Origin of the sequence: Croceicoccus pelagius (assembly GCF_001661915.1) — a bacterium.
Taxonomy (GTDB): Bacteria; Pseudomonadota; Alphaproteobacteria; order Sphingomonadales; family Sphingomonadaceae; genus Croceicoccus; species Croceicoccus pelagius.
In genome coordinates this window covers 112,671-125,894 of sequence record NZ_LYWY01000039.1, presented here as the reverse complement: position 1 = coordinate 125,894, position 13,224 = coordinate 112,671, and the positions used below count along the sequence as shown (strand labels likewise).

Genomic DNA, 13,224 nt, shown 5'->3' with positions numbered 1-13,224 from the left:
AAACGCCCCAAGCCATCGGCCCGGGGCGCTTTAGCATGTCGATGATCTGTCCGATCAGGCGGCGGTCGGCGCAGCCTTGCGGACGCCTTCATCGACGTGCGCTTCGAAGTCGGCGAAGTTGTCGACGAAGAGCTGCACCAGCTTCTGCGCGGTGCGATCATATTCTTCCTTGTCGCTCCACGTCGCGCGGGGGTCGAGGATCTGGCTGTCGACGCCCGGCACTGCGACCGGAACCTCGAAGCCGAAGTTCTCGTCCTTGCGGAACTCGGCGTTGTTCAGCGAGCCGTCGAGCGCGGCATTGAGCAGCGCGCGGGTCACCTTGATCGGCATACGGCTTCCGGTGCCGTACTGGCCGCCGGTCCAGCCGGTGTTGACCAGCCAGCACTGCGCGCCGCCCTGTGCGATGCGTTCCTTAAGGAGGTTGCCATAGACGCTGGGGTGACGCGGCATGAAAGGCGCGCCGAAGCAGGTGCTGAACGTCGCCTGCGGCTCGGTCACGCCGATCTCCGTGCCTGCGACCTTCGCGGTATAGCCCGACAGGAAGTAATACATCGCCTGATCGGGCGTAAGACGCGCGATAGGGGGCAGAACGCCGAATGCGTCGGCGGTCAGCATGATGACATTCGACGGGACCGGACCGAGGTTCTTTTCCGAAGTGTTCGGAATGTACTCGATCGGATAGGCACCGCGCGTGTTCTCGGTCTTCGAAGTGTCGGTGAAATCGATCTCGCGGGTCTGTTCGTCCATCGCCACGTTTTCGAGGATCGTGCCGAACATCTTCGTCGTCGCGTAGATTTCAGGTTCGCCCTCTGCCGACAGGTCGATCATCTTCGCATAGCAGCCGCCTTCGAAGTTGAAGACCGCCGAATCCCACCAGCCATGTTCATCGTCGCCGATCAGCGTGCGGCTGGCGTCGGCCGAAAGCGTGGTCTTGCCCGTGCCCGAAAGGCCGAAGAAGATCGCGGTCTTGCCGTCCGGACCGACATTGGCCGAGCAGTGCATCGGCATGACACCCTGTTCGGGAAGCAGGTAGTTGAGAAGGCCGAATACGCCCTTCTTCATCTCGCCCGAATATTCGGTGTTGGCGATCAGGATCAGCTTTTCGGTGAAGCTGACGGCGATCATCGTGTCGGACACGCTGCCGTGGCGGGCCGGATCGGCCTTGAAGCTGGGCAGGTTGATGATCGTGTATTCCGGCACGAAATCCGCCAGCTCTTCAGTGGTCGGACGGACCAGCAGGGTGCGGATGAACAGATTGTGCCAGGCCAGTTGGTTGATGACGCGCACGTTGACGCGGTATTCGGGCTGCGAACCGCCGAACAGGTCGGCGACGTAGAGCGTTTCCTGCTCCTTCAGCGCTTCCATGAAGTCGGCCTTCAGGTTCGCGAAGTGCTCCGCGCTCATCGGCTGGTTGATCTTGCCCCAGTTGATGGTGTCTTCGGTCTTCTCGTCGCGAACGACGAACTTGTCCTTGACGCTGCGGCCGGTGAAACGGCCGGTGTCGACGACCAGCGGGCCATGCGCGGCAAGACGGCCCTCACCGTTCGCAAGCGCGTGTTCGACAAGGGCGGCAGTACCCAGGTTGGAATGGATTTTGGCCCCGGTTTCGATTCCCTGGGCTTCAAGCGGCGTATTGAGCGACACGTCTCTCTCCTGTCAGGCCCCCGGCCCGTCCTCACGCGAACGGGGGCGAAGTGGCGCCAGTCTGCGCCGCGACAAATACGGGCTCGTCACGAATGTTCGAGCAATAGCCCCGGTGATTCTCCCTCTCTCCGGGTCAGTCCGGTCGTAGCAACCGGACCCGCCGTTTGCGCATAGTCGAGCGATTACGACAGGTCAAACGGGCTTAAAGTTACATCGGTAACCTTGAAAAATATCAATTTGTTTCCGACCTTTGCCGCAACTGCGTGGCAAGAGACGGGACCCGGCAATTGGCGAATCCGTCCATGATTGTCTAAGCGGTGGAATAACAGGGCCGCGAAGCGATCGCGGAACGCAACACGGGATGACGCATGGCGCAGGTAATCGCGCTGGTCGATGACGACCGGAACATACTCACGGGCCTGTCGATCGCGCTTCAGGCCGAAGGGTTCGACACGCGCGTCTATTCCGACGGTTCCGCCGCGCTGGAGGCATTGATCGAGAACCCGCCGGACCTTGCGGTCTGCGACATCAAGATGCCCCGCATGGACGGGCTGGAACTGCTGCGCCGCCTGCGGGAAAAGAGCGCGCTGCCCGTCATATTCCTCACCAGCAAGACCGACGAACAGGACGAGGCCATCGGCCTTGCCATGGGCGCCGACGACTACATCGCAAAGCCCTTTTCGCAGCGTCTTCTGATCGCCCGCATCCGAGCGCTGCTGCGCCGGGAAGAACTGGTCCGTGACCGCCTGGCGGGAACGAGCAAGGAACCGCCGGCCGAAATCATCACGCGTGGCCGCCTGGCGATGGAACCGGAACGCCACCGCGTCACATGGGACGGCAAGCCGGTTTCACTGACCGTGACCGAGTTCCTGATTCTCGAGGCGCTGGCCCAGCGCCCGGGCGTAGTTAAGACGCGCAACCAGTTGATGGATGCGGCCTACCAGGACGATGTCTTCGTCGACGACCGCACGATCGACAGCCACATCAAGCGCTTGCGCCGCAAGTTCCGCGAGGTCGATTCCACCTTCTCCGGCATCTCGACGCTTTACGGGGCAGGTTACAGCTTTGCGGGAGACTGATCCGCCACCGGGGCCGACAGAGCCCGAGGCGATCGCGGAAAAGCCCCCGCTAGTCCCCGATCGCCTGTTCTGGACCAGGCGGTTCTCGCTCACCACCCGCATCCTTGCGGTCAATGTCCTGATCGTCGGGCTCGTGCTTGGCGGGCTGTTCATTCTCGATACCTATCGCAAACAGCTGATCGCCGAACGCTTCAAGCTCGCCCGGTCCGAAGTCGAGATCATCGCCAATGCGCTGGCCGAAGCCCCGTCGAGCGAACACGCAGCGCTTCTCGCCCGCATCGGGGCGGAACAGCGTCTCCGCCTGCGCACGTTCGACGCCCTTGGCGAATTGCAGACCGACAGCTTCGTGGTCGGCGAACCGGCTTTCCGCTTCGTCGATCCGGCGGACGAAACATGGGTGCAGGATTTCGCCCGCTGGATGGACAAGGCGGTCGACTTCATCGTCGGCGCGCCGCCGGTCGAGCCCTACGATCCGGCGATTGACGAGCGACCTGCCGAAAAGTCCGAATGGCCCGAGGTTTTCGTGTCCGAACAGGCAGGACAAGGCGCGGTCATGCTCCGCTATGCGCCTGACCGAACGCCGGTAATCACTGCTGCGGCACCCTACGGCGCGCAGGGCGAGACGCTGCTGACGATGCGCAACGCGGTCGACGTGACGCAGTCGGTGCGCTCGGCTCGCCAGACCTTGCTCGTGCTGCTTGCGCTCGGCATCCTGTTCTCGATCCAGCTTTCGCTGTTCCTTGCCCGTACCATCGTCCAGCCGCTGCAATTGCTGTCCCGAGCTGCGGGCCGCGTGCGCTTGGGCCGCGACCGCGAGGTGGTCGTCCCGCGCCTGCCTGAGCGCGGAGACGAGATCGGCATGCTGGCGCGCGCGCTGTCCGACATGACCGGCGCGCTGCGCGAGAGGATCGACGCGGGCGAGGCTTTTGCCGCCGACGTCAGCCACGAGCTTAAGAACCCGCTCGCATCGCTGCGCAGCGCGCTCGACACGCTGGAGAACGTCGAGGATCCGGATCTTCGCAAGCAGCTGACCGAGATCGCGCAGCAGGACGTGCGCCGCATCGACCGGCTCATCACCGAGATCGCCGAGGCGACGCGCGTCGATGCCGAACTGTCGCGCACGACGTTTGAGCCTGTCGACCTCCTCTCGCTCGCCCGCAGCGTCATCGGCGGCCGCACGATGGCCGCCCGCATCGGCGAAGAACTGGACCTGACTTTCGAGGTCGAGAGCGCGCCCATCGGGGCGACGATGATCCTGGGCGATGCCGCGCGACTGGAACGCGTTATCGAGAACCTCGTCGACAATGCCGCAGGCTTCTCTCCCCACGGCGGGCGCATCGCCATCGCCTTCGCCGACCTTGGCGACGAGATCGAGATGATCGTTACCGACGATGGCCCCGGCATCCCGCCCGAAGAACGCGACAAGGTTTTCCAGCGCTTCCACTCGGTCCGCCCCGAAGCCGCCTTCGGTTCGCACAGCGGGCTTGGCCTTGCGATCGCGCGATCGATCGTCGTCGCGCACGACGGCACGCTAACGATCCGCGACCGCGCCGACGGCAAATCGGGCGCGGTCATGGTCATCACCTTGCCCGCGCTGGAAACCAAGTCTTGAACGAAGTGACGCACCAGGCGACCTGCGTTGCCATCGATGGACGCGCGATCCTGATCGAAGGCGAACCGGGCATGGGCAAGACCAGCCTCGCCCTCGCCCTCATCGATCGCGGCGCAGCGCTGGTCGGCGACGATGGCGTGCTGCTCGAACAGCGTGGTGGCCGCCTGTGGGCCCTGCCCCATCCCAATACGTGCGGACTGATCGAGGTCCGCAATGTCGGCATCGCGGCGATGCCCTGCGGCGAGGCTCCGGTCGCGCTGCTCATCATGCTTGACCACGCGGCCCCGCGCCATGTCGAAGGGCCCACAGTCACGCAGCGCGCGGGCATCGCCCTGCCCTCGCTCACGCTCTGGCCCGATAGTCCGGTCCTTGCGATCCGTGCCGAAATGGCCCTGTCGATTCATGGGCTGCCATCGCATGGCTGACGGCGGCGCAACAAACGGGCATAGCCTCGATCAGATCATGCTGTCCGACTCGCCCGATCGGCCCACCCGGGTCCTGCTCGTCACCGGCCTGCTCGGCGCAGGCAAGACGACCGCGCTGCGTGCGCTCGAAGACCTGGGCTGGGAGCCGGTGGACAATTTCCCCGTCCGCCTGATCTCGCGCCTCCTCCACACGGCCCCCGGCCCCGGCACCGAACACGGCTCCGACAACCAGGCCGCGCCGCTCGCCATCGGATTCGATTCGCGCACCCGCGGGTTCGACCCGCACGCAGTCATGGCCGAGATTGGGGCCTTGGCGGAGGCGGAGGGCATCGCGTTCTCGACGCTCTACCTCGACTGCGGTGCCGAAGAACTGGAACGCCGTTACAACGAGACCCGCCGCCGCCATCCGCTGGCAGGCGACCGTCCCGTCGCAGCCGGCATCGCGGCAGAGCGCGAATTGATGGAACCGCTGCGCCGCTGGGCCGACGTGGTGATCTCCACGACCGAGTTCTCGACCAACGACCTTGGCCGCACGATCCGCGAACTTTTCGCACCCACCGCGCCGCAGGAAATGACCGTCACGGTCTCCAGCTTCGGCTTTTCGCGCGGGATGGTGCCGACCGCCGACCTTGTTTTCGACATGCGTTTCCTCGACAACCCGCACTGGGACGAGGCGCTGCGCCCGCTGACGGGCCGCGACGAACCGGTGAAGGAACACATTCGCAAGGACACCGCCTGGGGCGAGGCATTCGACCGGATCCGCGATCTCGTACTTTTCCTGCTGCCCCGCTACGAGGCGCAGGGGAAGGCTTATGTGAACATCGCATTCGGCTGTACCGGCGGAAAACACCGCTCGGTCTTTTCGGCAGAAAGTCTAGCTGACGCGCTGCGCGAAGCAGGGCATTCCCCTACGGTGCTGCATCGCAACCTTGACTCGGCCCATACCGATCTGGTCGAAGGCGCGACCCGCTGATGACCTTGCACGATTCATCGCCGCCCACGGGCAATCAAGTGCAGGTTCATTTTGCTTCGGGCAGCTTGGACAGGCTGCGTTAGGAACTTCATGATTGGCCTCATTCTCGTAACTCACGGCAATCTCGCGGAAGAATTCGTTCGCGCGATGGAACACGTGGTCGGTCCGCAGGATGATGTCGTGCCGGTGTGCATCGGTCCGAACGACGACATGGAGCAGCGCCGCAGCGAGATTCGCGACGCGATCGCCTCTGTCGATTCGGGCAAGGGCGTGATCGTGCTGACCGATCTTTTCGGCGGCACCCCTTCGAACCTCGCGATTTCCCTGTTGAAAGCCGGGTCGGTAGAAGTCATCGCCGGAATCAACCTGCCGATGCTCATCCGTCTTGCCGGTGCGCGCACCGAACTCGGCGTGACGCAGGCCGTTGCCGCCGCGCGCGATGCCGGCCGCAACTACATCACCATCGCTTCCGAATTCCTGGGGCAGGACGCATGAGCGAAGCCGGACAGGCGCATCGTCGCCGCGTCACGATCTGCAACCAGCGCGGACTTCACGCACGAGCCAGCGCCAAGTTCGTCGGAATGGTCGCCGAATTTCCAGCAGGCACGAGCGTGCGCGTGATTCGCGAATCGAACGAGGCCGCCGGCGGTTCGATCCTGGGGCTGATGATGCTGGGCGCGGCCAAGGGCGACGAGATCGAGATCATCACCGCCGGTCCCGCAGGAGCCGAGGCGCTGGAGAAGCTCTGCGCGCTGGTCGAGGACCGCTTCGGCGAAGAATAGGCAAACCGGGCCATGCGCCTCATCACCGGTCTCTCCAATCCCACGATCAAGTACCTGCGTTCGCTGCGCGACAAGAAGCACCGGCGGCGCGAAGGGCGTTTCCTTGCCGAAGGCCTGCGCCTGCTGACCGACGCGCGCGAGACCGGGCACTTGCCAGATATGTTGGTGATGGCCGAGGGGCGCGATCCGCATCCGCTGCTCGACACGCTGATCGAGGCGGTGGAGGCCGCGAACGGCGACGTGATCGAGGTTTCGGAAGCGGCGCTTTCCAAGATCACCGGGAAGGACAATCCGCAGGCGGTCTGCGGCGTCTTTGCAGAGTTCGATACGGGGCTGGATCGGATCGACCGTTCGTCTGCCCCGCTGTTTCTCGTCGCTCAGGCCATGCGTGATCCGGGCAATCTCGGAACGATGCTGCGAACCGCGGACGCAGTTGGCGCGGGTGGGTTGATTCTGGTCGACGACTGCGCCGATCCGTTCAGCGTCGAGGCGGTGCGCGCGAGCATGGGCGCGGTGTTCACCGTGCCGCTGGCACAGGCCCGTTGGGATGAATTCCAGGGCTGGCTGCGCAGCGGCGAAGGCCAATTGGTGGCAGCATCGCTGCGCGAACCGCATGATTACCGCGAGGCACCGTACGTCGCGCCGTGCTTCGTCATGGTGGGTAACGAATCGCGCGGGCTACCCGAGGAATACGAAGTCGAGTGCGACTTGCGCGTCACGATACCGATGCTGGGGCGTGCGGACAGCCTCAACGCCTCGATCGCTGGCGCGGTACTGGCTTACGAGGCGCTGGCCAAACTGCGCTAGGGGTCAGTCGCCGGCGACGAAGGCGTTGATTTCCCAGCCGCGATCGGATCGGTCGACGATCAGGCGATAGTCGACAAGGCTGCGAAGGCTGGCTTCGGCGACGTATCCCGTCGATGCGTTGCTCAGTGAACGAACCTCGACGAAGCCGTCGGTCGGCTTTGCCTCGCCGCCAACCGGCATCACGAAGTCATGGCTCAGACTGCCCAGCTTTTCGGATTTTTCAGCTGCCTTGGCGCGGAGCGGCACGTCGTTGCCGATGACGTAGTAGGTTTCAAAAGGATCGTCGGTTTCGGGTGCCCGCTCGAAAGACCAGGGCATCGTGGCGTGATCGCGGCGATCGCTGGCGCAGCCGAGAAAGACCAGATCGTCCAGCGCATCCCATAACGTGTCGTCGGCATCGAGGCGGCGGCGGAATTCGTCGATCCCTGCCCCGCCGCCAAAATCGAGCTTGATGGCCGGATGCGAAAGCGCGACCATCGCGGCGCTGTCGCGGTTTTCGATGGCTGCATTCAGCGAACCACGGAAGGATACGAAGCCCGGCAGATCCGCACATTCGTCCATCGGCGCATACGGACCTTCGGCAAGCTTGCCGTCTGCCATCGCCACGGAAACGGGATCAACAGCCGCAAGGGCGGTTTCGGGGGTCCGCGATTCGGCGGTGCACGCGGCGATGAATATGGCCAGGGCAGCCGCCCCGGCGGCCCTGTAGGTCATGTGGCCTGCCTTCAGTCGTTCTTGCGGTCGTTCGCTACCGAAAGCATCGAAACCTCTGCCGGTTCCCCGGAAACGTCTTCCTTGCCATAACGCGGCGCGGCCTCGACCAGCGGCACGTCCTCGATCTCGCGCTTGCCGATCTCGATGCCCTTTTCGGCCAACCGCTTGCCCGAAGAGAGCACGTTGCGTTCGAAACTGCCGACGAACTTGTTGTAATTGTTGACCGCCGTTTCCAGCCCGCCGCCGACGCGCTTCAGGTGTTCGGCCGCGACCGCAAGCCTGTCGTAAAGCTCGGACCCGGCCTTGCCGATGGCCACGGCCTCACGCGCGATCGTGTCCTGCCGCCAGACCTGCGCCACCGTGCGGGCGATGGCGACGAGGTTTGTCGGCGTGGCAAGCAGCACCTTGTTGCGGAAGGCGAAGTCCCAAAGCTCGGGATCGTGTTCAAGCGCTGCGGCGACGAAATGCTCTCCCGGGACGAACATCACGACATAGTCGGGCGCATCGTCGAACTGGCTCTGGTATGCTTTCGAGCCGAGCGTCTGGACGTGGTTTCGCATCGATTTTGCGTGAAGGTCGAGATGCCGGATACGCTCATCCCCGTCCTCCGCCTCGAACGCGGCTTGATAGGCGTTCAACGAAACCTTGGCGTCGATGACCAGCTTCTTCTGTCCCGGCACCTTGACGATGGCGTCGGGGCGCAGACGGCCTTCAGAAGTGTCCATCGAATGTTCGAGATCGAAGTCGGTATGCTCCGACAAGCCGCACTGTTCGAGCACATTCTGAAGCGCTCTTTCGCCCCAGCGCCCCCGCGCCTTTGGCGCGTTGGTTAGCGAATTGCCCAGCCGCTGCGCTTCGCGCCGGACCTCCTCCTGCCCCAGCCGCATCTGTTCGATCACGCCCGACAGGCTGCCGAAATCCTTGACCCGTTTTTCCTCAAGCGCGGCGACCTGATCTTCATAGGCCTTAAGCCGCGCGCCGACGGGGTCGAGCAGCGCCTTGATCTTCTCCGCATTGGTCTTCTCGCTCTCGGAAAACCGCTCGTTCGCGCGTTCGAGAAAGCGGGCCTGTGCACCTTCCAGTGCCTTCACGCCCATCGCCTCGAACTGCTTGCCGAGCTCTTCACGGGCCTCTTTCAAAAGCGCCTCGCGCTCCGCCAGGTTGGCGCGGTCCTTGTTCAGTTCGGCGACTGAAACGCGCAGCGCCTCGACCTGCGCACGCGCCTCGCGAAGCTGTTCGTCGAGCGAGGCGGCCTTGTCTGCCCGTTCGCTCATCGTCGCCAGCTCGGCGATGGCAGAGCGGAACTTCTCGTCCAGCACCTTCGCCTCGGCGTCGCGCTCACCATGGCGTTGCCGCCAGTCGGCCACAGGCCGACCGCCAAGATACCAGCCCAGCCCCAGGCCGATCAGCAAGGCAACGACGACGAGAACGAGCGCAATAATATCCATAGCATGGGAACATACATCGAACATCGCGCCGTGCAAGCAGCCTGCCGGATCGTATCGGAACTTCTCCACCGTCTCATCCGTCAGTCAGGAGACAAGGAGAATTGCGATGTCCATCCAGAAGATGATTTCCGAACACCCCGCCGTCGGGTCCGATTACAACGAGAGCCTTGGCCTGGCGGTAAAGCACGCCATGTACTGCGCCGCGATCTGCAATTCCTGCGTCGATGCCTGCGCGGCGGAAGACATGGACATGAGCCGCTGCATGCGCCTATGCAGCGATTGCAGCGACATCTGCACCGCGACCTATCGCGTCGCCAGCCGCCGTACGGACGAAAACCGCTCGGTCATTCGCGCCATGCTGGCGCTATGCGTGAAGGCATGTGAGACTTGCGCCGAGGAATGCGAAAAGCACGACAACCCGCATTGCCGCCGCTGCGCCCAGATGTGCCGCGAATGCGCGCGGGACTGCAAGGCCGCGATGGAGGACCTGCACGATGAGGCGGTTGCTTGATTTTTACCAGGCCTCAAGCGCCGGAGGGGCCATCCGGCCCCTTGGCTGGCCTCGCATAAGCTCGGGCGCGCGTTCGCGCTTGCCGGAGTGCCTTCCGCGCCCGGATGATTGCCACTGACCAGGCGAAGACCCGGGGCGCTTCAGTGACTCCCGCAAGGCCGAACGGCCGCCGCCGCTTATGCGGCAAAGCCAAAGCGGGCCGGATGGCCCGCGCCCGGCGTCTGAGGACGTCCGGCAAAGCCGGACCGTAAAACTACGCCGCGCGGCGAAGCTTCTCCAGCTTCTTCATAGCCATGTTACGCTTAAGGCGCGAAAGGTGGTCGATGAAGACGATCCCGTTCAGGTGATCCATCTCGTGCTGAATGCAGACGGCCATGAGATCGTCCATGTCTTCCTCGTGGGTCTCGCCCTCAAGGTCCTGCCAGCGAACACGGCAGGTCGCGGGGCGGTCCACTTCGGCAAAGATGTCCGGCACCGAAAGACAGCCTTCGTTATATGCCTTCGTCTCTTCCGACGGATTCAGGATCTCGGGGTTGATGAAGACCCGCGGTTCCTTCTTCGTCGGCTGGTGCGTGTGTTCGTGGCCGCCGTGGTTGCACACCTCCGGCTCTGCATCCAGATCGTCCGGCTGCAGATCGATGACGAGCACGCGCAGCGGCACGCCGACCTGGATCGCGGCAAGGCCGATGCCGGGGGCATCGTACATGGTTTCAAACATGTCCTCGACAAGCTGCTTCAGCTCGTCGTCGAATTTCTCTACCGGCTTCGAGACCTGCTTCAGCAGCGGGTCCGGCACCTCAATGATTTCACGGATAGCCATCGCGCCAAGATAGGCGGATGCGCGGGTTAATTCAACGCGGATGCTTCGATCAAAGTGATCGGGAACGTCTCTCAAATCAGGTGACGGGACGACGCGCCCGCAAGGCCTGTGCAAGCGTGCCTTCGTCCATGTAATCCAGTTCTCCGCCCACGGGCAGGCCGTGGGCCAGTTGCGTCACGCGCACGGGCCGTTCCTCCAGTCGTTCGGCGATGTAGTGCGCGGTGGTCTGCCCCTCCAGCGTGGCGTTCATGGCGAGCACGACTTCGTCGATCCCGCCTTCCTCCACCCGCGCCAGAAGACTGCCGATGGCAAGGTCTTCCGGCCCCACTCCGTCGAGCGCGGAGAGCCTGCCGCCCAGGACGTGATAGCGCCCGGTATAAAGCTTTGCCCGGTCGAGCGCCCAGAGATCGGCCACGTCCTCGACCACGCAGATAGACCGCTGATCACGGCGTGGGTCGGCACAGACGTGACACGGGTCCGACGTGTCCACGTTGCCGCAGACATGGCACTCGACAAGGCTCTCCTGCACCGCCGTCAACGAGGCCAGCAGATCGACCAGTGCGGTGTCGCGCCGCTTCACCAGCCAGAGCACGGCGCGGCGGGCGGAACGCGGCCCAAGCCCCGGCAGCCGCGCAAGCGACGATGCCAGTCTCTCGATCTCGTTCCCGCGCGGGTCTTGTGAAGCCATGAGCCGATAGATAGGGACTGCGGCGCAGGGCGGGAAGTCCGGCCAGAGGACATTCAACATGCGCGTCATTTTCATGGGCACTCCCGACTTCGCGGTTCCGACGCTGAAAGCAATCGTCAATGCCGGTCACGAAGTCGTTGCCGCCTATTCCCAGCCGCCCCGCCCCGCCGGTCGCGGCAAGAAGCTGCAACCATCGCCCGTGCACCTTGCGGCCGAGGAAATGGGCATCAAGGTTCGCACGCCGGCATCGCTGAAAGCGCAGGAGGAGAAGGACGCGTTTGCCGCGCTCAACGCAGATGTCGCGGTGGTCGCCGCTTACGGCCTGCTGCTGCCGGTCGCGGTATTGGAGGCGCCGACCCACGGCTGCCTCAACGTCCACGGCTCGATCCTGCCGCGCTGGCGTGGGGCCGCGCCGGTGCAGCGCGCCATCCTTGCAGGCGACGCGACGACGGGCGTCACGATCATGCAGATGGAAAAGGGGCTCGACACCGGCCCGATGCTGCTCAAGCGCACGACGCGGATCGACGAGAAGACGGCTGGCGAACTGACTGACGAGATTGCCGCGATGGGCGCCGAGGCCATGGTCGAAGTGCTATCGCAGCTTCCGCACGTGCGCGCCGAGAAACAGCCGGTCGAAGGCGTCACTTACGCGCACAAGATCGACAAGGCCGAGGCGCGGATCGATTTCGCCAAGGGCGCGGAACACATCGAACGGCAGGTCCGCGCTTTCGCCCCGCGCCCCGGGGCGTTCTTCGAACTGGCGGGCGAGCGTATCCGCGTGCTGGAGGCAGACGTTATCGGGCGCGAAGGCGCGACCGCAACAGTGCTCGACGACGAACTCACCATCGCCTGCGGCTATGGCGCGATCCGGCCCACGCGGGTCCAGCGCGCGGGCAAGCCGGCGATGGAGACCGAGGCGATGCTGCGCGGTTACCCGATCCCTGCAGGCACCGAGATCCGCTGACCGCGTATGACCCGTTTCGCTTTCACCATCGAGTTCGACGGTGCGCCCTACATGGGCCTGCAGCGGCAGTCGCACGGGCCTTCGGTGCAACAGAGCATCGAGGAAGCGGTCGCCGCGATCACCGGCGAGGACGCGCGTATCCACGCTGCGGGCCGTACCGACACCGGCGTGCACGCACTTGCCATGCGCGCCCATGTCGATGTCGAGAAGGACATCGATGCCTTTCGCCTGATGGAAGGCGTGAATGCCAAACTTCGCCCCGAACCGATTGCGGTCACGCATTGCGAAGTCGTGCCCGACGACTGGCATGCGCGTTTTTCGTGCATCGGACGATCCTACGTCTATCGCATCGTCAACCGCCGCGCGCCGCTCACACTCGATCGAGGCAAGGCGTGGCAGGTCGCCAAGCCGCTCGACCACGAGGCCATGCACGAAGCCGCGCGGCACCTTGTCGGCAGGCACGACTTCACGACGTTCCGTTCGGTCCATTGCCAGGCGCAAAGCCCGCTGAAGACGCTGGACCGGCTGGACGTCGAGCGCGAAGGCGAAGAGATCCGCATCCACGCTGCCGCGCGCAGCTTCCTGCACCACCAGGTCCGATCGATGGTCGGCTGCCTTACTCTGGTCGGACTGGGCCGCTGGGAACCGGATGAGGTGCGGCGCGCTCTTGAAGCACGCGAACGGCAGGCGCTCGGCCTCAACGCGCCACCCGACGGCCTCTACTTCGTGGAGGCGAAATACGAATAGAGCTTCTTAC

Annotated in this window: 15 protein-coding genes; 10 read left to right on the top strand and 5 right to left on the bottom strand. The window is 64.3% G+C overall.

Translation table 11 applies throughout. The annotated features are described in order from the left end of the window. Window positions 1-54: 54 nt before the first annotated feature. Complete coding sequence (locus tag A9D15_RS11940; RefSeq protein ID WP_066765310.1) at window positions 55-1,644, bottom strand: phosphoenolpyruvate carboxykinase; 1,590 nt, start codon at window positions 1,642-1,644, stop codon at window positions 55-57. A 368-nt stretch (window positions 1,645-2,012) separates the two neighbouring features. Between A9D15_RS11940 and A9D15_RS11935 the strand changes: the two genes are divergently transcribed. The 7 genes from A9D15_RS11935 (at window position 2,013) to A9D15_RS11905 (ending at window position 7,322) form a co-directional block, all read left to right on the top strand. Then, window positions 2,013-2,723, top strand: a complete 711-nt coding sequence (locus tag A9D15_RS11935; protein ID WP_066765308.1) for a response regulator transcription factor — start codon at window positions 2,013-2,015, stop codon at window positions 2,721-2,723. Next, entirely contained in the window at window positions 2,710-4,335 is a 1,626-nt protein-coding gene (locus tag A9D15_RS11930) for a HAMP domain-containing sensor histidine kinase (RefSeq protein ID WP_066765306.1), read from the top strand. Before A9D15_RS11935 ends, A9D15_RS11930 begins: the two co-directional genes overlap by 14 nt. Further along, window positions 4,332-4,760, top strand: coding sequence for an HPr kinase/phosphorylase (locus A9D15_RS11925; protein WP_066765303.1), 429 nt, complete (start codon window positions 4,332-4,334; stop codon window positions 4,758-4,760). Before A9D15_RS11930 ends, A9D15_RS11925 begins: the two co-directional genes overlap by 4 nt. Before the next feature lie 37 nt (window positions 4,761-4,797). Then, window positions 4,798-5,733: an RNase adapter RapZ gene (gene rapZ / locus A9D15_RS11920; RefSeq protein ID WP_066766068.1), complete on the top strand. Its 936-nt coding sequence runs from the start codon at window positions 4,798-4,800 to the stop codon at window positions 5,731-5,733. 90 nt (window positions 5,734-5,823) lie between these two features. Then, window positions 5,824-6,228, top strand: a complete 405-nt coding sequence (locus tag A9D15_RS11915) for a PTS sugar transporter subunit IIA (protein WP_066765301.1) — start codon at window positions 5,824-5,826, stop codon at window positions 6,226-6,228. Further along, window positions 6,225-6,515, top strand: a complete 291-nt coding sequence (locus tag A9D15_RS11910) for an HPr family phosphocarrier protein (RefSeq protein WP_066765299.1) — start codon at window positions 6,225-6,227, stop codon at window positions 6,513-6,515. The genes A9D15_RS11915 and A9D15_RS11910 overlap by 4 nt, the downstream gene beginning before the upstream one ends. A 12-nt stretch (window positions 6,516-6,527) precedes the next feature. Then, window positions 6,528-7,322, top strand: a complete 795-nt coding sequence (locus A9D15_RS11905; RefSeq protein ID WP_066765297.1) for a TrmH family RNA methyltransferase — start codon at window positions 6,528-6,530, stop codon at window positions 7,320-7,322. 3 nt (window positions 7,323-7,325) lie between these two features. On the opposite strand, the gene A9D15_RS11900 is transcribed toward A9D15_RS11905, so the two are convergent. Beyond that, window positions 7,326-8,036, bottom strand: a complete 711-nt coding sequence (locus A9D15_RS11900) for a hypothetical protein (RefSeq protein WP_066765295.1) — start codon at window positions 8,034-8,036, stop codon at window positions 7,326-7,328. An 11-nt stretch (window positions 8,037-8,047) separates the two neighbouring features. Beyond that, window positions 8,048-9,484, bottom strand: a complete 1,437-nt coding sequence (locus tag A9D15_RS11895) for a DNA recombination protein RmuC (RefSeq protein WP_066765293.1) — start codon at window positions 9,482-9,484, stop codon at window positions 8,048-8,050. A 106-nt stretch (window positions 9,485-9,590) separates the two neighbouring features. Here A9D15_RS11895 and A9D15_RS11890 point away from each other — a divergent pair, with 106 nt between their 5' ends. Further along, window positions 9,591-9,995 carry a four-helix bundle copper-binding protein gene (locus tag A9D15_RS11890; RefSeq protein ID WP_066765291.1) on the top strand — a complete coding sequence of 135 codons (405 nt, stop codon included), beginning with the start codon at window positions 9,591-9,593 and terminating at the stop codon, window positions 9,993-9,995. Between the two features lie 253 nt (window positions 9,996-10,248). Here the strand turns inward: A9D15_RS11890 and def are convergent, their stop codons facing one another. Together def and recR are read right to left on the bottom strand one after the other, a co-directional pair. Further along, window positions 10,249-10,815: a peptide deformylase gene (gene def / locus A9D15_RS11885; RefSeq protein WP_066765289.1), complete on the bottom strand. Its 567-nt coding sequence runs from the start codon at window positions 10,813-10,815 to the stop codon at window positions 10,249-10,251. Window positions 10,816-10,891: 76 nt separating this feature from the next. After that, window positions 10,892-11,503 (bottom strand): recombination mediator RecR, encoded by a 612-nt coding sequence (recR, locus tag A9D15_RS11880; RefSeq protein WP_066765287.1) that lies wholly within the window; start codon window positions 11,501-11,503, stop codon window positions 10,892-10,894. Between the two features lie 58 nt (window positions 11,504-11,561). On the opposite strand from recR, the gene fmt reads away from it, so the two are divergent. After that, window positions 11,562-12,467, top strand: coding sequence for a methionyl-tRNA formyltransferase (gene fmt, locus A9D15_RS11875; protein WP_066765285.1), 906 nt, complete (start codon window positions 11,562-11,564; stop codon window positions 12,465-12,467). A 6-nt stretch (window positions 12,468-12,473) separates the two neighbouring features. After that, window positions 12,474-13,214 (top strand): tRNA pseudouridine(38-40) synthase TruA, encoded by a 741-nt coding sequence (truA, locus tag A9D15_RS11870; protein WP_066765283.1) that lies wholly within the window; start codon window positions 12,474-12,476, stop codon window positions 13,212-13,214. The last annotated feature ends 10 nt before the right edge of the window (window positions 13,215-13,224 follow it).

What these genes read in the sequence shown, in the direction of transcription:
- A9D15_RS11910 (WP_066765299.1), top strand. Translation starts at nt 6,225, where the DNA reads ATGAGCGAAGCCGGACAGGCGCATCGTCGCCGCGTCACGATCTGCAAC.
- A9D15_RS11915 (WP_066765301.1), top strand. Translation starts at nt 5,824, where the DNA reads ATGATTGGCCTCATTCTCGTAACTCACGGCAATCTCGCGGAAGAATTC.
- A9D15_RS11900 (WP_066765295.1), bottom strand. Translation starts at nt 8,036, where the DNA reads ATGACCTACAGGGCCGCCGGGGCGGCTGCCCTGGCCATATTCATCGCC.
- truA (WP_066765283.1), top strand. Translation starts at nt 12,474, where the DNA reads ATGACCCGTTTCGCTTTCACCATCGAGTTCGACGGTGCGCCCTACATG.
- rapZ (WP_066766068.1), top strand. Translation starts at nt 4,798, where the DNA reads ATGCTGTCCGACTCGCCCGATCGGCCCACCCGGGTCCTGCTCGTCACC.
- A9D15_RS11905 (WP_066765297.1), top strand. Translation starts at nt 6,528, where the DNA reads ATGCGCCTCATCACCGGTCTCTCCAATCCCACGATCAAGTACCTGCGT.
- recR (WP_066765287.1), bottom strand. Translation starts at nt 11,503, where the DNA reads ATGGCTTCACAAGACCCGCGCGGGAACGAGATCGAGAGACTGGCATCG.
- fmt (WP_066765285.1), top strand. Translation starts at nt 11,562, where the DNA reads ATGCGCGTCATTTTCATGGGCACTCCCGACTTCGCGGTTCCGACGCTG.
- def (WP_066765289.1), bottom strand. Translation starts at nt 10,815, where the DNA reads ATGGCTATCCGTGAAATCATTGAGGTGCCGGACCCGCTGCTGAAGCAG.
- A9D15_RS11895 (WP_066765293.1), bottom strand. Translation starts at nt 9,484, where the DNA reads ATGGATATTATTGCGCTCGTTCTCGTCGTCGTTGCCTTGCTGATCGGC.
- A9D15_RS11890 (WP_066765291.1), top strand. Translation starts at nt 9,591, where the DNA reads ATGTCCATCCAGAAGATGATTTCCGAACACCCCGCCGTCGGGTCCGAT.
- A9D15_RS11935 (WP_066765308.1), top strand. Translation starts at nt 2,013, where the DNA reads ATGGCGCAGGTAATCGCGCTGGTCGATGACGACCGGAACATACTCACG.